This window comes from Ruegeria sp. SCSIO 43209 (genome assembly GCF_019904295.1).
Taxonomy (GTDB): Bacteria; Pseudomonadota; Alphaproteobacteria; order Rhodobacterales; family Rhodobacteraceae; genus Ruegeria.
The window spans coordinates 3,073,979-3,093,901 of the sequence record NZ_CP065359.1; the positions used below are offsets into that span (position 1 = coordinate 3,073,979).

Below are 19,923 nucleotides of genomic sequence, written 5' to 3' on the forward strand. Positions count from 1 at the left end.
AGTCCCTGAGGGGTTATGACGGTTGCCGAACAGATTCATGAGGACCGCATGACCGACGCAACTGCAGATGAGGCGGAAGCCCCTAAAAAATCAGGGAAAAAGGGCCTTCTGCTTGGACTGATTCTGGCTATCGCGGGCGGTGTTGGTGGCTATTTCATAACTGCATCCGGCCTGCTTCCCATAGGTGGTTCCGAGATGGTGAAAGAGGCCAAAAAGAAAGGCGAAGACGCTTCCGTAAAGGCACTTCCCGATGTGAAATTTGTCGATCTTCCGCCGGTGATCATCTCGGTCAAGTCAGATGATTCGCGACATTTGAAATTTCACGCGCAGCTTGAAGTGAACGCGGGCTACGCCGCCGAGGTTGAAAAGATGCAGCCGCGAATCATGGACGTTCTGAACAGCTATTTGCGCGCCCTTGAGTTAACCGATCTGGAAGATTCTCTGGCTTTGATGAGGATCCGCGGACACCTGCTACGACGCATTGGGATCGTCGTGGGCGAAGGCCGCGTGCGTGACGTTCTGGTCATGGAATTTGTACTGAATTAGGAGGCGATGGTGGAGTTGATTGCCGATATTCTTCTGGTTGCGGGCGCTCTTGGGGCTGGTCTGTATTGTTTCGTTCTGTCGCGACGCCTGAAGCGGTTTACCGATCTTGAGAAGGGTGTGGGTGGCGCCGTTTCCGTGCTGTCCTCGCAAGCAGAAGAGTTGCGAAAATCGCTGGATAGCGCGCGTCAGGCTTCGGATGATTCCGGCACCGCGTTGCAGACGCTGACCGAACGGGCGGAAACCGTCGCACAACGGTTGGAGCTTATGATGGCCTCGATGCACGACGTCGTTCAGGAAGAGCCCTCTGAGCCGGAAGTTCCCATGGATCAGCCAGATGACGCACCTGCTGAGGGCAGGTCTGAGCAGCCCGGCGAAGCACAAGAAACTGTATCCGATCCGTCTGGTGAACCAACTGAGGTCTCGACTGAGCCATCGGAAGCACCACCAGAGCCGCCCGCAAAGAAACCAGAAGGCCTGATGTTCTTTCGGCACGCCGCACCATCTGACGGAGCAGCGAAATGAGTCGCAACCGGGCAAAAGCGCCTGATCGCCGAGCGCGCGGCGGTGTTCTGACCGTCATTTCCTTGCTGATGGTCGGCTCTGCGATTATTCGCATCGGGCTTGAGGCCGGGCCTGCACTTGCCCGCGGCGCGGAACCAAACATGGCCTCGCCCGTCGGTGGTGAACGCAAAGAGGCGAATGCGGCAGATCTACAATTGCTGCTTACGGAACTATTGCGCCGTGAAAAGACTCTAAACCAGCGTGAAAGCACGATTTTGGACCGGGAACGGGCGCTCGACATTGCCGATCAGGCCATCGAAACCCGGCTCACCATGCTGGAGGACGCCGAGAACGCTCTGCGTGAAACGGTGGCGATTGCCGAAAAGGCCGCCGAAAACGACCTGACACAACTGACTGACGTGTATCAGAGCATGAAGCCCAAAGATGCCGCCGCGTTGTTCGAAACGATGGACGCGGTATTCGCCGCTGGCTTCCTGTCTCGAATGCCACCTGAAGCTGCCGCTGAAGTTATGGCCGGTCTCAGCCCCGAGGCTGCTTACACCATCAGCGTGATCATGGCCGGACGCAATGCACGTGCCCCACAGGAATGACCCTCATGGCCATATCTATCTGCACCCTCAACGCTGGAGACCTTTCATGATCGGGCTCATCGGAATTGCCGTCATCTTTGTCATGGTATTCGGCGGCTACCTTGCCGCAGGCGGCAAGATGGCCATCATTATGAAATCACTGCCCTTCGAGATGATGATGATCGGAGGGGCCGCAGTCGGCGCATTTCTGATCAGCAATGATATCGGCGGCGTAAAACACACTGCCAAGGATATCGCGAAAGTTTTTAAAGGACCCAAATGGAAGCCCGAGGATTATCGCGATCTGTTATGCTTGTTATTCTCTCTGATCCGGATCGCACGCGCGAACCCGGTCGAGGTAGAGCAGCACATTGAAGAGCCAGGAAGCTCATCGCTATTTTCCGCATATCCCAAGATTCAAGCCGACAAAGAAGCGGTGGACCTGATCTGTGACACCATGCGCTCGGCGGCGATGAACTATGACGACCCGCACCAGGTTGAGGAGGTGCTGGAGAAGCGGATGGAGGCGAACTTCCACCATGCCATGCATTCAAGCCACGCGCTGCAAACCGTTGCTGACGGGTTGCCCGCCTTGGGGATCGTGGCCGCCGTTCTGGGTGTGATCAAGACGATGGGATCAATCGACCAACCACCGGAAGTCCTAGGTAAGCTGATCGGCGGCGCGTTGGTTGGGACGTTTCTGGGGGTTTTTCTGGCTTATGGATTGGTGGGCCCTTTTGCGGGCAAGCTGAAATCTGTTGTCGAAGAAGACAACCACTTTTACCAACTCATCAAAGAGGTTCTGGTGGCTAATCTTCACAACCACAACGCGGCCATGTGTATAGAGGTCGGCCGCCAGAACACACCGACCCACAACCGGCCCGGTTTCTCGGAACTTGAAGACGCGCTTAAGGAACTCAAGCAGGCTGCAGCATGATCCGCGCATTGTCTTTGGTCTTGCTCACATGGGGCACAAGCGCGTCAGCACAGGCTTTGACCGTGCGATCGGGCGAGCATGAGGGATACACGCGTCTGGTGGTACAGGTCCCCTCTGGCACCGGTTGGATGTTGGATCCGGTCGAGAACGGCGCGCGGCTGAGCATTGGCATCGATAATGCGACATTCAACACTGCAGCTGTCTTCGACCGCCTGTCGGGGAACCGTCTGCAATCGCTTCAACAGGCCGGGCCAGGTGCAGCGTTGGAGATGACATTTGGGTGCGACTGCGTGGCAACGGCATTTCTGCATCGCCAAACTATGGTTGTCATAGATATCGCACCCGGCCAGGGTACACCTGCAAGTGACCCGGTAGAGCCAGAGGCGCTTCCCAGGACTGCGAGTATCCCGGCCCAAAAACCCTTACCTACTGATATTCCAGCCACCGAACTGGCCTTGCCTTTGCTGCAATTAAATCAACGAAATTTTGAGGAGCAGTTAGCATCACGTATATTGCAAAGCGCTGATCGAGAGGTTGTTGATCTTGAACTGGCAGGTGTCGGAAGCAGGGAATCGTCCAGTTTTGGGCCGCTGCGATCTTCGGAAAAGTTGGTGCCAAATCTGCGACTGTCTTCGGTGCTCGATGAGGTTTCGGGGCTGGGCAATCTGGCAGTTCCTCAGATTGATAGCAAACCGGAATGTATCACGGACAGCGAACTGGGTTTTGGGACATGGTCGGGCGCTCGATCATTTTCCGAGGATGTGGCCGAATTGCGGGTCGGGTTATTTCAGGAATTCGATCGTGTCGACCAGGCGTATGCAATGGATTTGGCGAAGCTCTATACGTATTTCGGGTTCGGTGTAGAAGCGCACCAAGCCCTGTCTTTGTTGTCGGAGACCTCGGTTGAGCAGCGCAGATTAGCGGCCATCGCATCAGTGATGGACGGGTTGCCTGCACCGACGCCGAACCCTTTGGCAGGGCAGCAAAGATGTGATGGTGCCGCCGCACTCTGGGCGCTTTTGAGTGAGGGTAAACTTCAATCCGATGCGCATGTGAAAGCGATCGAACGCAGTTTTGGTCGGCTGCCGTGGCATCTCAGGCAACATCTCGGCCCGGATATCGCCGAGATGTTTGTCTCGGCAGGCCGGCTTGAAGCATCGCGCCGGATCTTGCGTGCGGTCGAACGGATCTTAGAGGACGAACCCGCTGATGTAACCTTTGCCCAAGCCAAAATCGCGGATGCTGCAGGGGATAGCGATACCGCGGAAACGCTGTTGACCGAGGTCATATCGGCGCCCGATGCCGCGACCGATGCGCCGTTGGCACTTGCGCGGTTGATCGAAAAGCGGTGGTCGGACCGGGGTACGGTCTCGCCCCGCGACCTCGATTTAGCTGCAAGTTATGCGCGCGAGCTTCGGAAGTCCGAACTTGGCCCGATGTTGGCGCGTGCTCACGCTTTGGCGATGGCTTTGTCCCAGGATTTTACCGGAGCTCTTGCCGGTTTTGAGGATGTCTCAGATTCCGACGAATGGCAGAGGACACGAGATCAGGTGTTCCAATTGCTGGCGGAGCGGGCGGACGACATTACTTTCCTGCGCCATGTGATGGAATTGAAGGACAGGCGACGCAACGCGCTGGCGGTCGAAACTGCCGTGTCCATGGCAGAGCGATTGGCTGACCTTGGGTTTTCAGCGCAGGCTTACGCGCTGGCAAACCGACCGCAAGATCGGGAACGCAGCCGTGATCGTGCTCGGCTTCGGGCAAAGGCGGCTCTGATGGACAACCGTCCCCGTCAGGCGCTGCTGGAAATCGCGGACGATTCCTCGGACACCGCGCAAGAGTTGCGCGCCCAGGCCATGATGCAAACACAGGATTTCGATGCCGTCGCGCGCGCATTGCAGGCAGGCGGGAAGCACGAGATGGCCGATCGATACAACTGGTTGGCGGGCTCCGGCGGTGCGGATGAAGAGAGGTCAAACACCTTCACCGATTTGTCCCGCATCCGAACATCCCTGATCAAGCCGGTTGCGCGACAGCCGGACAAGCCATTGTCGGACGCCGCAATGCTAATACAGGACAGCACCATCGCACGCGCGCAGATCACTGAAATGCTTGAGACAGTGCGCGCAATCGACCCGAACTGAACCTTGGAAGTCTGTTCTTGCAGAGACAAGTGTAACTGCTTTGGCCTGTAGGCTGATAGACGCCAAAATCAGCCTCTAACAAAGGTGTTGAATTCATTTTGGACTTCCTATGCATCAATCCATGATGCCCATAGGACAGTGGCGGTAAACTCCGTGAACGTGTCGAAGATCTACAGTTGGCTCAATGATCATTCAGGACCACCGCACGCGTTCAAGTGTGCTAGTTCTTGGACAACTCTATCTGAAATTACGATCACCACATCTGCCCTTGGTAAACCAGGCCGAGTGACTCAGACTTTCTGAAACCGTATTCCAGGGCATTACGGTTGCCACATCGGGATCCTGCAGACCCGCCCCAGAGATTTGTTCAGCCCAGATGTGAACATGCACCGCCAAAACAGCCGCTACAATTGGCATTGCGTATTGTGCCGGGGACATGGTCTGGAGTTGGCCCCAAGATAGCTCGCCCTTTCCAGCATCGCTACGTCAATCCAACCAAACTTGGCCAGTTGATGAAGGATCAAACTGCTCCGATCACAAAAGCTCGGGTGTGAATTTTCACAGGCTGATCTCCGGTTTGCGGACGAGTCGTCTTGAGGAATTTAGCCATATGTACGAACCGGCATGTGCTCTGCCCCCGACGTGAACTGTCAAGAACAGAGACTATTTAACCGGATTTATTCAGTATGGGGCCTCCACATCATTCATCGAGACGTAGACTGTCTTCATCTCGCTGAAGTGGTTGATTGCCAGTTTCGAGTTCTCGCGACCGACACCCGACATCTTAGATCCGCCGAACGGTGCCTCTACCGGGGCCAGGTTATAAGTGTTGATATAGCAAGTTCCCGCCTCAAAACCTGCCACGATGCGGTGGGCGCGGGTCAGGTCGTTGGTGAAGACGCCGGCGGCCAGACCGAATTCGGTGTCATTGGCACGGGCCAGAACCTCTTCTTCGGTGTCGAAGTCCAGCACCGACATCACCGGGCCGAAAATCTCTTCGCGCGCGATTGTCATATCGTCCTTAACATCGGCAAAAACCGTGGGCTGCATGTAGAAACCATCGCCTTGGACCCGTTCGCCGCCATAGATCAGCCGCGCGCCTTCGGCCCTCCCCTTTTCGACATAGCCAAGCGCGATATTCATTTGGTTTTCGCTGACCATCGGGCCAAAGTTGACCTCTTCATCCATCGGGTCGCCGATTTTCGCCGTAGCAAGGCGTTCAGACAGGCGCTTAAGGAACGCTTCCTTGATTCCCTTTTGCACAAAAACTCGAGTGCCGTTGGAACAGACCTGTCCCGAGGAGTAGAAATTTCCCAGAATGGCGCCTGACACGGCATTTTCGATGTCGGCGTCGTCGAACACGATCATCGGGGACTTGCCACCCAATTCCATGGTGACATGTTTCATGCTATCGGCGGCAGCAGCGTACACCTTGCGGCCCGTTGGAACCGACCCTGTTAGCGAGACCTTGGCCACTCGGGGGTCGGTCACCAGGCTGGCGCCTACATCACCGTAGCCCTGAACAACGTTATAGACGCCTTTGGGTGCACCTGCCTCGATCAAAATCTCGGCTACTTGCAATGCCGACAGCGGAGTAGTCTCGGAAGGCTTGAAGATCATTGTGTTTCCGCACGCCAACGCCGGGGCACCCTTCCAGCAAGCGATCTGCGTCGGGTAGTTCCATGCCCCAATGCCCACACAAACGCCCAGCGCCTCGCGGACGGTATAGACAAAATCCCCGACTGCCAGAGGGATATGTTCGCCGGTCAGCGAGGCCGCCAGACCGCCAAAATACTCCAGCGCATCCGCGCCGCTGGTAGCGTCGGCCACCAGCGTTTCCTGCAGAGGTTTGCCGGTATCATGGGTTTCGATAATCGATAAGTCACGATTGCGATCCCGCATGATGTCGGCCGCGCGTCGCAGCACACGGCCTCGCTCGGTGCCCGATAGGGCAGCCCAAGCCGCTTGGGCCGATTTTGCACTGTTTAGAACCTTTTCAACAATCTCAGGCGTGGCGGAATGCAGCCGTGCGATGACCTCTCCGGTGGCGGGGTAGATAACGTCGATGGGCGCGCCATTGGTGTCCTCGACATACTCGCCATCGATGAAATGGCTGGCCTTAGGTTGAAACTTCATGCCGGTTCCCTCTGTGTTCAGAAATCTCTTTAGGCAAAGAGATCGCGTACGTTGAGGATCGAACTATCGATTATTGACTGATCAGTCAATCAAGCCGCAAATTGGCAGGTTCTCGCCTAACCCAAAGGATCTTCCCTTGAAACGAAAGGTTAATGTTCTATTTATGTTCTACATAGTCAGAGGATTACCCGATGGCCCAGAACATGCGAAATTCCGCCCTGAGCGGCCCGACAAACGACTATCACCTGCTGCCAGTTACAGATCGGCAGATGCGCTTTGCCCGCGCCATCGCGCAACAATCAGCGCTTGAGATTCCGGTCGAGGCGCAGCGTGACCGCAAATCCCTGTCGGACTGGATTTCAGCCCATAAGCCGCATGATCCGTCGCCCTTTGCAAACTACCCAACAGGTAAGCAGGTTGCTTTTGCCGAACGTATCTCGCGCAGCAAGCGCCGCCCGATCCCGTCCGAGTGTTTCCGCGACAAACAAATGATGTCGCGCTGGATCGATCATAATAAATAGATCGCTCTATTTGCCGTGGTTGCGCGCGTATAGCGCGACGGCGGCGGCCACAAACATGCCCAACAGGATGTAACCCGTCACAGCCTCGGCCACAGCCAGCCCACGGCAAAAGCCGGTTGGGGACATGTCCCCATATCCGACCGTTGTGAAGGTGACGTATGAGAAATACAGAATATCGGCTGGCCCTTCGGCGCCGATCACACAATGGTCGTTATATCCAAACGCGCCGTAGACGGCTGCGAACAGGAATGGCACGACCTGGATGAAGGACACCCCCATCAGGAACAACAACCTCCGGGGGGATTTCACCTGGGTCATGTAGTACCAGGACTGCGAGGCGATCCAGATTAGAAGGCCTACCGAGGAAAGCGTGCCAATGGTGTCGCCTGCAGTGGCTTCGTTCAGGCGCGACAGACCGTACCACGCAAGAAAGCTTGCCAAGACCAGTCCAAGCGCCGCCAGAAAAGTTGATTTCCATTCTTCCAGGGTTCTGGGTTCGTGGGTCATGAGCGCTCCGTCGGTTGGGTTTGCGCACAATCATCCGATTTCAAACGTGGCCTGCAAGCTGATTTCAGTCAGAACCCAGATGTTCCTCGCCCCGCGCGCGGGCCAGCTGTATCTGCTTTTGCCGCTCGCGAAACCGCGCCTTGTCCTGTTCTGAAGTCTCATTGATACACCGATGGCAGGATACGCCATGCTCGTATGCAGGGCGTTTCACATCTTCGGGCAGGATCGGGCGACGGCAACCATGGCACAGCTTGTGTGGGCCTTCGACCAGACCATGACCAACTGAGACGCGGTTGTCGAAGACAAAACACTCACCCTGCCAAGTGCTGTCTTCGGGTGGCGTTTCTTCCAGATACCGCAGGATGCCACCTTTCAGGTGATAGACATCCTCGACCCCTTGCCCCAGCAGATAATTGGTGGATTTTTCGCACCGGATGCCACCGGTGCAGAACATGGCAACGCGTTTGTTGTGAAAGCGCTCCTTGTTCTGTTCCCACCACGCCGGGAAATCGCGAAAACTGGCTGTATTAGGGTCTATTGCACCCTCGAATGTGCCAATCGCCACCTCGTAATCGTTGCGGGTATCGATCACCACCACATCATCTGAACGGATCAGCGCGTTCCAGTCCTCAGGCTCGACGTAATGCCCGACATTTGCGCGGGGATCGACATCGGGCTGGCCCATCGTCACGATCTCTTTCTTCAACCGCACCTTCATCTTGCCGAAGGGCGGGTGGTCCGAAGTCGCCTCTTTCCACTCAAGATCACTGCATCCTGGCAACGCACGGATATGCGCCAGAACCGCATCGATACCTGCGCGGGGTCCGGCGATGGTGCCATTGATCCCTTCTTGCGCCAGCAGCAGGGTGCCTTTCACCGACTGCGCGCGGCAAAGCTCGTGCAAAGCTGGGCGCAGCGCATCTGGGTCGGGAAAACGCGTGAAATGATATAGGGCAGCGATTGTGTACATGTGGGCGATCTAATGCCCTTGGCAAAAACACACAAGAGACCGGATTGACGATACCCGCTGCGCACCATACCGATAACACGACTTTAGGAGGCCAGCATGTCCCACGCCCTGCTCGTTATCGATGTTCAGAATGACTTCTGCCCCGGCGGCGCGCTTGCCGTAGCCGGAGGGGACGAGATCGTCGCACCGATCAATGCGATCATGGATACCTTCGATACGGTGATCCTGACACAGGATTGGCACCCGGCGGGGCATTCTTCATTCGCCAGTTCTCATACTGGCAAAGCGCCGTTCGAGATGATCGACATGCCTTATGGCCCTCAGGTCTTGTGGCCCGATCACTGTGTTCAGAGCAGCGCAGGCGCGAACTTCCATCCGGATTTGCGAACAGATGGCGATCTGATCATCCGCAAGGGATTTCGCAGCGCTATCGATAGCTATAGCGCGTTCTTCGAAAACGACCATTCCACGCCCACTGGTCTAAAAGGCTATCTTGAGACGCGCGGGATCACGCAGCTGACCATGGTCGGTTTGGCAACAGATTTCTGCGTGCATTATTCGGCGGTAGATGCGGCACAGCTGGGGTTTGATGTCACTGTCTTAAGCAACTTGTGCCGCGCCATTGATATGGACGGATCTTTGGCTGTCGCAGAGCAGGCAATGCGCGCAGCAGGTGTGACACTGGCCTGAGGATCAAAGCGCGGCACCATGCTCGGCCAGCAGTTTCAGAAACACAAACAGGATCACGGCAAGACCTAACGCGAAACCGATACGCCCAGAAACCGTGCGACGCTTTGGACGCACTGTTCTTGGGCGTGGCGCTTGCAATGGTCGCTCGGGCATTTTCCGGTTCACGGTCCCGGGCTTTGCGGTCCTGATATGGCCCAAGAAGTGATGGAAATCGAACTCACCACTATACTCTCCCTGGACACCCATATTCCGGATATTCGCAAAAAGCCGCTTTAGGATCAGGAGGCGATCTTCAGCCTCTTCTGGCCGAAAATAACCTCGGGCAAGATGCCCATCCGACTCGTCCAGGCTAAATCCTGATTCCAGAAATATTCTGCGAATCTTGGGCGATGCAGCGCGCAAAGCGTCTGCCGTCTTGATATCCCTGAACCGCGCCCGCACCGGGGGCCGCCCAGTTATCGATGTTTGCCCATGCTCAGGATCAACCTCATCCGGAGCTATTGCAACAATGTCAAAATCGTACTCGAGACTCATTCACTAACTTCAACCTTCAGTTCCATCCCCACCCCTCACTAAAGCGTGAAGGAAACCCACAATAAGCCCGTAATGTGTTCTGTCGTGGGCATTGTTCCCAATTCCGCGACTCTTGCCATTTCGTGCTCCGATTGATCTAACAACGGAAATTGCAGGAGGTCCCCATGGTCGATATCGCGACGCGGGTCTACAATCATAAATGGAAGATTGACCCGATTATCCGGTCATTGATCGACACAGATTTCTACAAACTGCTGATGTGCCAGTCAGTGTTTCGAAATAAGCCCCAAACCGATGTGGTGTTTTCGCTGATCAACCGGTCGAATCACGTGCCATTGGCCCGTTTGATCGATGAAGGCGAGCTGCGCGAGCAGTTGGATCACATCCGCTCGCTAAGTCTGAGTCGTGGGGAAAGCACGTGGTTGCGGGGCAATACATTCTACGGCAAGCGTCAGATGTTCCGCCCGGATTTCATGGAATGGTTCGAGAACCTGCGCCTGCCCCCTTACCACCTGGAGCGTAAGGGTGATCAGTATGAGCTGACCTTTGAGGGTAAGTGGCACGAGGTCATGCTATGGGAGATCCCGGCGCTGGCCGTACTGATGGAATTACGCTCACGCGCGGTTCTGAACGATATGCGCCGGTTCGAACTACAGGTGCTCTATGCCCGTGCAATGACACGCGTATGGGAAAAGATAGCCCAGCTTCGCACTATTGAGGGGCTTGGGATCGCGGATTTCGGCACGCGGCGGCGGCATTCCTTCCTTTGGCAGGACTGGTGTGTGCAGGCCATGATTGAAGGTTTGGGCTCGTCCTTTACCGGAACGTCCAACTGTCTGATCGCAATGCGACGCGAAGTTGAGGCTATTGGCACCAACGCACATGAACTACCTATGGTGTATTCTGCGCTCGCCGAAGACGACGCCGCGCTTGCGCAGGCGCCCTATGACGTCCTTAGCGACTGGCACGAGGAACATGATGGAAATCTGCGCATCATTCTGCCCGACACGTATGGCACCAAAGGGTTTCTGGACCGCGCGCCTGACTGGCTGGCAGGCTGGACCGGCATTCGCGTTGACAGCGGCGACCCCGCTACCGGCGCAAAAATCGCAATAGACTGGTGGAAATCACGCGGCGAAGACCCGACGCAGAAGCGGGTTATTTTCTCGGACGGGTTAGATGTGGACAAGATACGCGAATTGCACGCTCAGTTCGCGGATCAAACCAATGTCTCGTTCGGCTGGGGTACGTTGCTGACCAATGACTTCCGCGAACTTGTACCGAATGACGCATTGGCTCCCTTTTCGCTAGTCTGCAAGGCGGTCTCGGCCAATGGCTACCCGACGGTCAAACTATCTGACAACCCAGAAAAGGCGATGGGACCCGCCGAGCAGATTGAGCGGTACAAGCGCGTCTTTGGCGTTGGAGCGCAGGAGCCGATCGAAGTGATCGTTTAGCCGTGGTAGGCCGCAACCGTTTTCAGTTGTGAGAAACCATAAAGTGCCTCGAACCCTTTTTCGCGGCCGTGGCCGGATTTTCCAACGCCGCCAAAAGGCAGCTCGACACCTCCGCCCGCGCCGTAGTTGTTAATGAACACCTGCCCCGAACGCAAACCCTTGGCCAGCCGCATCTGCCGCCCACCATCTCGGGTCCAGACGCTGGCAACAAGGCCATATTCGGTGCTATTTGCTATGGTTAGAGCCTGTTCCTCGGTGTCAAACGGGATCAGAACCTGTACGGGGCCAAAGATCTCATCCCGCGCCAAGGCATGATCGGGCGGCACATCCGAGAACAATGTGGGCCTGACATATGCGCCGGATTCGGGTGCGCCAGCCGCAATCTGGCCCTCGGCGGCAATCGCCAAGTCCGAGCCTTGGTGAAGGAAACCGGTCACGATTTCTTTTTGCCGTGTTGAGATCAGCGGACCAACGCGCAAATCCCGGATCGCCGGACCGACGGTAAGCTCTTGGTATGCCAAGGCCATACGGGATTTCACCGCATCATAAACACCGCGCTGCACCAGAATGCGCGACGAGGCCGAGCAGGTCTGGCCCGCATTCTGTATACCCGCATTCACCAGATACGGCAGCGCGGCATCCAGATCGGCGTCATCGAAAACCAGTTGCGGCGACTTGCCGCCCAGTTCCAGTGTCACCGGAACAACGTTTCGACCCGCCGCCTGCTGAACCAACGCGCCTGTCGCGACCGAACCGGTGAATGAAATGTGATCCACACCCGGGTGTGCCGACAGGGCCGCGCCCGCCTCAGCCCCCAGGCCGGGCACCACATTCAGGGCACCAAGCGGAAGGCCCGCCTGTATCGCCAGATGCGCGAAGGCCAGTGCGGTCAGGCAGGCCTCTTCCGCCGGTTTCAGAACACAGGCGTTACCCATTGCCAGCGCCGCCCCGACAGAACGGCCAATGATCTGCATCGGATAATTCCACGGCACGATGTGGCCGGTCACACCGTGCGGCTCGCGCAACGTGTAGACGGTATAGCCATCCAGATAGGGAATGGTCTCGCCCATCACTTTATCCGCAGCACCACCATAAAATTCGCAATACCGCGCCAATGCTACCGCATCTGCCCGCGCTTGGGTCAACGGTTTGCCGACATCCATCGCCTCTAGCTGTGCCAGATCATCCACTCGGTCCAGAACCAGTTGCCCCAGTCGGGTGAGGATACGCCCTCGCTCCAGGGCCGTCATGCGACCCCAATCGCCATCGCACGCGGATCGGGCGGCCCGCACTGCAGCGTCGATATCGGTTTCGCCACCTCGAGCGATCTGGCAAATTTCGGAACCGTCCGAGGGATTCACCAGCGGCAAGGTTTGACCTGACGCGGGCATTTTCCATTCTCCGCCGATCAGGCAAAGGTTGGGATCGAACCAGAGGGGGTTAGTCATCGGAAGCTCCAATATCAGGCTCTATACAAGGTTTTTCATGCAGCGCCTCGTCCAGTCTCCGGCAATTTCGGTGCCGCATTGATCAGAGTTCTTGTGTAAGGATGCTGAGGCTCTGTGAAGACTTGCTCGGTTTCACCCTGTTCCACAATCTTGCCGGCCTGCATCACCAACACACGGTCGGTGATGGTTCGAACCACGCTCAGGTCATGGCTGATGAACAGGTAAGTCAGATCGTAAGCCGCACAAAGCTCGGCCAGCAGGTCGAGAACTTGGGCGCGGACCGAGACATCCAGCGCCGAGACAGCCTCATCAAACAAGATCAACTCGGGTCGAATAATCAGAGCGCGCGCAATAGCGATACGTTGCCGCTGCCCACCCGAGAATTCGTGAATGTAGCGGCCCGCATCATCGGGGCTTAGGCCAACGGCGGTAAGCATCTCAGCGACGCGATCCTGCCGTTCAGAACCGGTTGGCGGGGTGTCCAGCAAATGAAATGGCTCGGTGATCAGGCGCGCGACCCGATGGCGGGGATTGAAGCTGCCATAAGGGTCCTGAAACACCACCTGCATCTTGCGTCGCACTGCCAGATTGGGTTTGTGGCCGGTGAAAACAGGCTGACCATCAAGGGAAATTCGGCCTTGCTGCACCTCCTCCAAGCCCAAAATAGCTCGTGTTAGGGTCGATTTTCCACAACCGGACTCTCCAACCAGCCCTAAACGCTCCCCCCGATTCAGGGTAAAGCTGACCTGATCGACGGCCCGATGATGACCGGGCGTGGCAAACAGGCGCGTTCGGGGCAGACGGTAGTCCCGCACCACGTTCTCGATCTCAAGCAACGCTCGCGGTGCAGGAGAGGTCGGCAGGTTGACTTGATGCCCCGAAGCTTCGAACAGCATACGGGTGTAAGGGTGCTGCATATGGCGCAGGAGATGATCTGTTGCGCCCGTTTCAACAACCTCCCCATGCCGCATGACCACAATCTGATCCGCCATGTCTGCAACCACCGCCAAATCATGCGTGATCATCAGCAGACCCATGCCATACTCCGACACGAGCCCTTTAAGCAGATCAAGGATTTGCGCCTGCGTGGTCACATCAAGCGCCGTTGTTGGCTCGTCCGCGATCAGCAGCCGGGGGCGGAGCGCAATCGCCATGGCGATCACCACACGCTGACGCTGTCCACCCGACAGCTCGTGCGGAAAGCGTGTCATAGGGAACCGGTCGGTGGGCAATCCGACACGAGCCAGAACCTCTTCGGCCCGTGCGCGCGCTTGGGCGGGGGGCATGGCTTTGTGGATCAGGATCGTCTCCATCACCTGATCGCCGATGGTTTTCACCGGATTCAGGGCGGTCATCGGCTCTTGGAACACCATTCCGATCGCAGCGCCTCGCAGAACGCACATCTCAGCTTCGGGCTGGCTCAGCAGGTTTTGACCTTCAAGCTGCAACACCCCATCTGCTTTGGCCCCGTTCGGCAGCAACTGCATTACGGCAAGGGCGGTCATGGATTTGCCCGATCCACTTTCGCCCGTAACGGCCACGATCTGCCCCGGCGCTATCGACAGGTTAATCTGTTTCAGGATCGGCGTGCCATGAATGCTTAGCGAAAGGTCCTTGATCTGTAGCAGGCTCATGCGCGAGCCACCCGTATCCGAGGGTCCAACCAATCGCGCAAGCCATCCCCAAGCAGGTTCAAACCCAGCACGGTCACGATAATCGCCAGACCCGGAATCAGAGCCAAATGCGGGGCAAAACTAACCATCGTCTGCGCATCGGCCAGCATTCTGCCCCAGCTTGGCGTAGGGGGTTGCGCACCAAGACCGACATAGGACAGCCCAGCCTCGGCCAGAATGCCAAGTGAGAACTGGATTGTTCCCTGAACAATCAGCAGATTGGCGACATTGGGCAGGATATGTTCAGCCGATATCCGTGCCGCGCCTTTGCCTGACACGCGGGCGGCAAGGATAAACTCGCGCTCCCAAAGAGACAAAGCCGCGCCGCGGGTGATGCGGGCAAAAACGGGGATGTTGAAGATACCGATGGCGATGATTGCGTTAATGGCCCCGGCACCAAAGACGGCAGTGATCAGAATGGCGATGACGAGAGAGGGGAATGCAAAGACCAGATCATTGCCGCGCATGATGAATTCATCTATCCACGATCCACTGCGCGCAGCGGCTGCCAGACCCAAGGGAACGCCCAGCGCCATACCAATCCCGACCGCGACCAGCGCCACCGCAATCGAGGTGCGCGCACCAACCATGATCATCGAGAACATGTCGCGTCCGAAATGATCGGTACCGAACCAGTGCTGCGCGCTGGGTGGCTGCAGCTTGGCCGGAATGCTCAGCGCGGCGTGGTCGTATGGGGTCCAGACAAAGGACACCAGCGCTGCCAGCACAACCAGTGAGGACAGCGTCGCGCCAAGGATCAGGTTGCGGCTCATGTCCTGCTCCTCAGCCTTGGATCGACTGCGGCATAGGCCAGATCGACAAAAAAGTTCACCATGATGACGGCAAAGACCAGCAGCATAACGACCGATTCCACGACGATCAGATCGCGCGCCGATATGGCCTGAAAAACCAGCCGCCCGAGGCCGGGTAGATAAAACACCTGTTCGATGATGATCGAACCCGCCAGCAGGAAGGAAAATTGGAGTCCAATGATCGTCAGTACCGGGATCAAGGCATTCCGCACTCCGTGTCGCCAAAGCGCCTGCCGACGCGAAAGGCCCTTGGCGCGTGCAGTGCGCATAAAATCCTCGGCCAGAATATCCAACAGAGCCGAGCGCATGACCCGCGCAAGGATCGCCGCTTGCGGCAGGGCCAGGGCGATGGCTGGAAGGGTCAACGAATGTAGACCGGTCCAAATGCCGTTCTCCCAACCCGCGAAACCGCCGGCATTGAACCAGCGCAAATTGATGGCAAAGACCAACACCAGCATCATCGCGAACCAGAAATTCGGCACCGCGATACCAAGCTGAGTCGCACCCATCACGGTCAGATCACCCGGTTTGCCGCGCCGTGAGGCTGCGTAGATACCGGCGGGGAAAGCAATCAGCGTGGAAAGGGTCAGCGCGTACAAAGCCAGCGGCAATGACACCCACAATCGATCTGCGATCATCTGCGACACGGGTGTGCGATAGGTGTAGGACGTACCAAAATCCCCAACCAGCATCCCGCCGACCCAGTTGAAGTACCGCTCGATCTTCGAGACATCGAGGCCCAGTTCAGCTCTCAGCGCAGTCAATGTATCGGCCTGCGCGTTCACGCCCAGCATGAACAACGCCGGATCACCGGGCGCGACCTCGATCACTGCAAAGATGACAACCGAGGCGACGGCCAGGCTCAGGATCAGCGACAGCAGACGTTTGAGGGCGTAGCGGAGCATTTGGAAACGTTAGGGTCACATCTCGTGTGGGTCCAGCGCCTAAGGCACGAGAAGATAGACAAAAAGAAACCCGCCAAGCCAGAATCCTTGTGGGTTTCATGGTGCAACAGTTCGCGCCGGGGCGCTGGCCATCGCCCCGGTCCAACTCTGTTCATCTATTCGGACCAACTGATCCCGGTCAGATCGATCGCTGCCGTGGGTGCGTTTTCCCATAGCCCCTCAACACCGGCCTTGGCCACGCCAAGCTTGGCAAGTTGAAACAGGTACCCGTTGACGTAATCGGTCGAAATCAAGCGTTGTGCCTCACCCAGCAAACGTGTGCGCTCATCAGGGTCCGTGGTCGAATTCAGCGTGTCCATCAATGCCTGAAAGTCGGTGCTGTCATATTGGAAGTAATAGTCGGGCCGGGCATAAATACCGATATCCATCGGCTCGGTATGGCTGACGATGGTCAGGCCAAACTCCTTGCCCTTGAACACGCTTTCCAGCCACTGCGCCCATTCCACATTGATGATCTCGGCGGTGATGCCAATATCGGCCAGTTGCGCAGCGATGATTTCACCCCCGCGTCGGGCGTAGGAAGGCGGCGGCAAGTGCAGCGTGGTCTCGAACCCATCGGGATACCCGGCCTCGGCCAGCAGCGCCTTGGCTTTTTCCGGGTCATAGGCCGAATTGCCGGTCAAATCGACGTAAGCCGGGTTATGCGGAGCAAAATGCGTACCGATGGGTGTGCCATAGCCGAACATAGCCCCATCAATGATGGCCTGCCTGTCAATCGCGTGGGCCAATGCCTGTCGGACCAATATGTCATCAAACGGGGCTTGTTTGTTGTTGGTCGACAGAATGGTTTCCCCCTCGGTCGAGCCGACAAGAACCTGAAAGCGCGGATCAGCCTCGAACTGCGGCAGATTCTCGGGTGCGGGGAAGTTGTCGAACACGTCCACATCCTCGGCCATCATGGCGGCGAAGGCGGCGGTCGGATCCGAGATAAACTTAAACGTTGCGGTCTCTAACGCGGGCTGTTCGCCCCAATAGTCGGGGTTGCGATTCAGGATGATGCTGTCACCCTGCAGCCAGTCAGAGAAGGTGAAGGCCCCCGTGCCAACCGGATTGGTCTTGATATTCTCGATGCTTTCGGGCGCAACGATCACCGCGTCACCCCAGGCGAGATTGAAAAGGAAGTTCCCGTTCGGCTCATTCAACGTCACCTGAACGGTCAGGGGGTCCACCACCTCGACACTTTTAATGCCCGCAAACAAAGCCTTCTGCGCATTGGCGCTGTCTTCTGCCGTGGCGCGATCAAGGGTGAACTTGACGTCCTCGGCATCCATCGTTGTGCCATCGTGAAATGTCACACCGTCGCGCAGCTTGAATGTGTAAACGGTACCGTCATCCGAGATTTCCCAGCTTTCGGCCAGCCCCGGCACCACCGAGCCATCCCCCATGAACCGGGTCAGGCCTTCGAAGATATTGGTGTAGACAACCGAATCGATAGCCTGCGCCGCAGCGCTGGTCGGGTCCAGATGCGGTGGCTCAAGCTGCATGGCGATGGTGATGTCAGATTTGGCCATGGCCTGCGTGGCAAACAGGCCCGCGCCAAGGACCAGGGCCGACGCGAACGAGCGAAAGCGCTGCTTTGTCATGAAAATCTCTCCCCACTGAAATTGGCTAGCCCTGCTTTTTTCGGGCCGATCTGCGACCAATGTCCTCGCAAACCCGGGGTCAATCAAGGAATTGTTGGCGCAACCGGGGTTTCTTTGCGCCTGCCGCATCTGCTATGCCGCGCTGCAACATGAACCCTGCGAGGAGCGAGCATGAGCGCCACCGCCCGCAAGAAAGCCCCGAACGCCGAGGATATCCGCGCCCGGAAAGGTACTGATCCACTGGTCTCGTTGACCGCCTACACAACACCGATGGCGCAGTTGATGGATGCGCATTGTGACTTCGTTCTGGTCGGTGACAGCGTCGGCATGGTGTTGCACGGGTTGACGTCGACCCTTGGTGTGACGATGGAGATGATGATCATGCACGGCCAGGCCGTTGCCCGTGGTCTGGACAAGGCAATGATGGTGATCGACATGCCTTTCGCCAGCTACGAGCATGACCCGGCTCAGGCATTCCGCAACGCAGCCCGGCTGATGTCGGAAACAGGAGCTGGGGCGGTTAAGCTGGAAGGTGGCGTCGAGATGGCTGAAACCATCCGGTTTCTGGTCAAACGCGGGATCCCGGTGATGGCACATATTGGCCTGACACCGCAGTCGATAAACACTTTGGGTGGCTATAAGGTACAAGGGCGCGACGAACAGGCCGATGCCGTATTGACCGACGCCCGGGCAGTCGCCGAAGCAGGCGCGTTTTCGGTCGTGTTAGAGAAAGTTCCGCAGGGTTTGGCCAACCGGATTACCGCTGAGATTGCGATCCCCACAATCGGAATTGGTGCCTCGGCCGGGTGCGACGGGCAAATTCTGGTGGTGGACGATATGCTTGGATTTTTCACCGCCTTCAAACCGAAATTCGTCAAACGCTATGCTGATCTTGGCCCGCTGGCCGAAGCCGCCATTGCTGAATACGCAGCCGAGGTTCGTGCGCGAAGCTTCCCGGCACACGAACATGTCTTTGCCGATGCCGTACCCGTCAAAGGACCCAAGTCATGACCGCGCCAATTCTGCGTCGATTGGCAGACTTGCGCGCTCTGACCCGTGATTGGCATCTGAATGGTGAGGTGATCGGAGTTGTCCCCACCATGGGTGCGCTGCACCAGGGGCATCTGTCGCTGGCCGAAGCCGCGAAGACGGCTTGCGACCGGGTGATCGTGACGATCTTTGTAAACCCCAAGCAGTTCAACAACCCCGAAGACCTCGCCAACTATCCGCGCACCGAACAAGAAGACGCGAAAAAGCTCGCGCCTTACAACGTCGATGCGATATACGTGCCCGACCCGGATGAGATTTACCCTGATGGCTTCGCCACCACAGTCTCGGTCTCGGGTCTGACCGACGCGATGGAGGGAGAATTCCGCCCGGGTCATTTCGATGGTGTGGCAACAGTTGTCGCCAAGCTGTTCCTGCAAACGCAAGCGGATCGAGCCTATTTCGGGGAAAAAGACTATCAGCAGCTTATGATCGTCCGCCGGATGGCCCGCGACCTCGATATACCGATCGAGGTGATTGGTTGCCCCACGGTGCGTGAACCTTCGGGCCTCGCAATGTCTTCGCGCAATCAAAGGCTATCCGAGGATGGTCTGGCCATCGCAGCCGAAAAACATCGTATCATGCGTGCAGTTGTTCAGGCGCTGGAAAGCGGCGAAGAATTCGAAGCTTTGGCTTCTCAGGCACAGGCCGATCTTTTGGCCGCCGGCTTCAACGAAGTGGAGTATCTGCAACTACGCTGCGCTGAAAAGCTGGAGCCTATGACCCATGCCAAACGACCCGCACGACTGTTTGCGGCAGCCTTGGTCGACGGCGTGCGGCTGATCGACAATCTACCGGTGTCTCCGGTCTGATTTCCCCTCTGGCACGTTTGGTTGTGTTTGCGCTAAAGTCCTGCAAAACC

The 19,923-nt window shown here is 57.2% G+C and carries 19 protein-coding genes; 10 read left to right on the forward strand and 9 right to left on the reverse strand.

What is annotated here, in order from left to right; genetic code table 11:
• The first annotated feature begins 48 nt into the window (after positions 1–48).
• The 5 genes from fliL to I5192_RS15475 are packed head-to-tail and all read left to right on the forward strand — an operon-like array spanning position 49 to position 4,718.
• Positions 49–546 (forward strand): flagellar basal body-associated protein FliL, encoded by a 498-nt coding sequence (gene fliL / locus I5192_RS15455; RefSeq protein ID WP_170408545.1) that lies wholly within the window; start codon positions 49–51, stop codon positions 544–546.
• Between the two features lie 9 nt (positions 547–555).
• The gene (locus I5192_RS15460; protein ID WP_223117225.1) at positions 556–1,068 is read left to right on the forward strand and encodes a DUF6468 domain-containing protein; all 513 of its coding nucleotides are present in this window, start codon (positions 556–558) and stop codon (positions 1,066–1,068) included.
• Positions 1,065–1,658, forward strand: a complete 594-nt coding sequence (locus I5192_RS15465; protein WP_170408547.1) for a MotE family protein — start codon at positions 1,065–1,067, stop codon at positions 1,656–1,658. The genes I5192_RS15460 and I5192_RS15465 overlap by 4 nt, the downstream gene beginning before the upstream one ends.
• 46 nt (positions 1,659–1,704) lie before the next feature.
• A complete protein-coding gene (gene motA / locus I5192_RS15470; protein WP_170408548.1) occupies positions 1,705–2,574 on the forward strand; it encodes a flagellar motor stator protein MotA in 870 nt (289 codons plus the stop codon).
• A complete protein-coding gene (locus I5192_RS15475; RefSeq protein ID WP_223117226.1) occupies positions 2,571–4,718 on the forward strand; it encodes a hypothetical protein in 2,148 nt (715 codons plus the stop codon). The genes motA and I5192_RS15475 overlap by 4 nt, the downstream gene beginning before the upstream one ends.
• Positions 4,719–5,399: 681 nt before the next feature.
• Here I5192_RS15475 and betB read toward each other — a convergent pair.
• Positions 5,400–6,854 carry a betaine-aldehyde dehydrogenase gene (gene betB / locus I5192_RS15480; RefSeq protein WP_223117227.1) on the reverse strand — a complete coding sequence of 485 codons (1,455 nt, stop codon included), beginning with the start codon at positions 6,852–6,854 and terminating at the stop codon, positions 5,400–5,402.
• A 203-nt stretch (positions 6,855–7,057) separates the two neighbouring features.
• Here betB and I5192_RS15485 point away from each other — a divergent pair, with 203 nt between their 5' ends.
• Positions 7,058–7,375 (forward strand): hypothetical protein, encoded by a 318-nt coding sequence (locus I5192_RS15485; RefSeq protein ID WP_370644326.1) that lies wholly within the window; start codon positions 7,058–7,060, stop codon positions 7,373–7,375.
• 6 nt (positions 7,376–7,381) lie between these two features.
• On the opposite strand, the gene I5192_RS15490 is transcribed toward I5192_RS15485, so the two are convergent.
• Positions 7,382–7,882, reverse strand: a complete 501-nt coding sequence (locus I5192_RS15490; protein WP_170636577.1) for a potassium channel family protein — start codon at positions 7,880–7,882, stop codon at positions 7,382–7,384.
• Between the two features lie 64 nt (positions 7,883–7,946).
• A complete protein-coding gene (locus I5192_RS15495) occupies positions 7,947–8,852 on the reverse strand; it encodes a rhodanese-related sulfurtransferase (protein WP_170426068.1) in 906 nt (301 codons plus the stop codon).
• 96 nt (positions 8,853–8,948) lie between these two features.
• Here I5192_RS15495 and pncA point away from each other — a divergent pair, with 96 nt between their 5' ends.
• Complete coding sequence (pncA, locus tag I5192_RS15500) at positions 8,949–9,542, forward strand: bifunctional nicotinamidase/pyrazinamidase (protein WP_170408552.1); 594 nt, start codon at positions 8,949–8,951, stop codon at positions 9,540–9,542.
• A 3-nt stretch (positions 9,543–9,545) separates the two neighbouring features.
• Here the strand turns inward: pncA and I5192_RS15505 are convergent, their stop codons facing one another.
• Positions 9,546–10,076: a hypothetical protein gene (locus tag I5192_RS15505; protein ID WP_170737168.1), complete on the reverse strand. Its 531-nt coding sequence runs from the start codon at positions 10,074–10,076 to the stop codon at positions 9,546–9,548.
• A gap of 164 nt (positions 10,077–10,240) precedes the next feature.
• Between I5192_RS15505 and pncB the strand changes: the two genes are divergently transcribed.
• Positions 10,241–11,533, forward strand: a complete 1,293-nt coding sequence (gene pncB, locus I5192_RS15510) for a nicotinate phosphoribosyltransferase (protein ID WP_170394888.1) — start codon at positions 10,241–10,243, stop codon at positions 11,531–11,533.
• Here pncB and I5192_RS15515 read toward each other — a convergent pair.
• The 5 genes from I5192_RS15515 to I5192_RS15535 all read right to left on the reverse strand — a co-directional run bounded on the left by I5192_RS15515 (position 11,530) and on the right by I5192_RS15535 (position 18,014).
• Positions 11,530–12,981 carry an aldehyde dehydrogenase family protein gene (locus I5192_RS15515; RefSeq protein WP_170394891.1) on the reverse strand — a complete coding sequence of 484 codons (1,452 nt, stop codon included), beginning with the start codon at positions 12,979–12,981 and terminating at the stop codon, positions 11,530–11,532. The two genes, pncB and I5192_RS15515, sit on opposite strands and share 4 nt — an antisense overlap.
• 35 nt (positions 12,982–13,016) lie before the next feature.
• Positions 13,017–14,615 carry an ABC transporter ATP-binding protein gene (locus tag I5192_RS15520; protein ID WP_223117228.1) on the reverse strand — a complete coding sequence of 533 codons (1,599 nt, stop codon included), beginning with the start codon at positions 14,613–14,615 and terminating at the stop codon, positions 13,017–13,019.
• A complete protein-coding gene (locus tag I5192_RS15525) occupies positions 14,612–15,427 on the reverse strand; it encodes an ABC transporter permease (RefSeq protein ID WP_223117229.1) in 816 nt (271 codons plus the stop codon). Before I5192_RS15525 ends, I5192_RS15520 begins: the two co-directional genes overlap by 4 nt.
• Entirely contained in the window at positions 15,424–16,371 is a 948-nt protein-coding gene (locus tag I5192_RS15530; protein WP_223117230.1) for an ABC transporter permease, read from the reverse strand. Before I5192_RS15530 ends, I5192_RS15525 begins: the two co-directional genes overlap by 4 nt.
• Positions 16,372–16,526: 155 nt before the next feature.
• On the reverse strand, positions 16,527–18,014 hold the full coding sequence (locus I5192_RS15535) for an ABC transporter substrate-binding protein (RefSeq protein WP_170408558.1): 1,488 nt from the start codon (positions 18,012–18,014) through the stop codon (positions 16,527–16,529).
• Between the two features lie 171 nt (positions 18,015–18,185).
• Here I5192_RS15535 and panB point away from each other — a divergent pair, with 171 nt between their 5' ends.
• Positions 18,186–19,025 carry a 3-methyl-2-oxobutanoate hydroxymethyltransferase gene (gene panB / locus I5192_RS15540; RefSeq protein ID WP_223117231.1) on the forward strand — a complete coding sequence of 280 codons (840 nt, stop codon included), beginning with the start codon at positions 18,186–18,188 and terminating at the stop codon, positions 19,023–19,025.
• Positions 19,022–19,873 (forward strand): pantoate--beta-alanine ligase, encoded by an 852-nt coding sequence (panC, locus tag I5192_RS15545; protein WP_223117232.1) that lies wholly within the window; start codon positions 19,022–19,024, stop codon positions 19,871–19,873. Before panB ends, panC begins: the two co-directional genes overlap by 4 nt.
• Positions 19,874–19,923 lie beyond the last annotated feature (50 nt).

Bases quoted from the DNA above. Each gene is read 5' to 3' on its own strand.
- fliL (WP_170408545.1), top strand. From the start codon at position 49: ATGACCGACGCAACTGCAGATGAGGCGGAAGCCCCTAAAAAATCAGGG.
- I5192_RS15465 (WP_170408547.1), top strand. From the start codon at position 1,065: ATGAGTCGCAACCGGGCAAAAGCGCCTGATCGCCGAGCGCGCGGCGGT.
- motA (WP_170408548.1), top strand. From the start codon at position 1,705: ATGATCGGGCTCATCGGAATTGCCGTCATCTTTGTCATGGTATTCGGC.
- I5192_RS15475 (WP_223117226.1), top strand. From the start codon at position 2,571: ATGATCCGCGCATTGTCTTTGGTCTTGCTCACATGGGGCACAAGCGCG.
- betB (WP_223117227.1), bottom strand. From the start codon at position 6,854: ATGAAGTTTCAACCTAAGGCCAGCCATTTCATCGATGGCGAGTATGTC.
- I5192_RS15485 (WP_370644326.1), top strand. From the start codon at position 7,058: ATGCGAAATTCCGCCCTGAGCGGCCCGACAAACGACTATCACCTGCTG.
- I5192_RS15490 (WP_170636577.1), bottom strand. From the start codon at position 7,882: ATGACCCACGAACCCAGAACCCTGGAAGAATGGAAATCAACTTTTCTG.
- I5192_RS15495 (WP_170426068.1), bottom strand. From the start codon at position 8,852: ATGTACACAATCGCTGCCCTATATCATTTCACGCGTTTTCCCGACCCA.
- pncA (WP_170408552.1), top strand. From the start codon at position 8,949: ATGTCCCACGCCCTGCTCGTTATCGATGTTCAGAATGACTTCTGCCCC.
- I5192_RS15505 (WP_170737168.1), bottom strand. From the start codon at position 10,076: ATGAGTCTCGAGTACGATTTTGACATTGTTGCAATAGCTCCGGATGAG.
- pncB (WP_170394888.1), top strand. From the start codon at position 10,241: ATGGTCGATATCGCGACGCGGGTCTACAATCATAAATGGAAGATTGAC.
- I5192_RS15515 (WP_170394891.1), bottom strand. From the start codon at position 12,981: ATGACTAACCCCCTCTGGTTCGATCCCAACCTTTGCCTGATCGGCGGA.
- I5192_RS15520 (WP_223117228.1), bottom strand. From the start codon at position 14,615: ATGAGCCTGCTACAGATCAAGGACCTTTCGCTAAGCATTCATGGCACG.
- I5192_RS15525 (WP_223117229.1), bottom strand. From the start codon at position 15,427: ATGAGCCGCAACCTGATCCTTGGCGCGACGCTGTCCTCACTGGTTGTG.
- I5192_RS15530 (WP_223117230.1), bottom strand. From the start codon at position 16,371: ATGCTCCGCTACGCCCTCAAACGTCTGCTGTCGCTGATCCTGAGCCTG.
- I5192_RS15535 (WP_170408558.1), bottom strand. From the start codon at position 18,014: ATGACAAAGCAGCGCTTTCGCTCGTTCGCGTCGGCCCTGGTCCTTGGC.
- panB (WP_223117231.1), top strand. From the start codon at position 18,186: ATGAGCGCCACCGCCCGCAAGAAAGCCCCGAACGCCGAGGATATCCGC.
- panC (WP_223117232.1), top strand. From the start codon at position 19,022: ATGACCGCGCCAATTCTGCGTCGATTGGCAGACTTGCGCGCTCTGACC.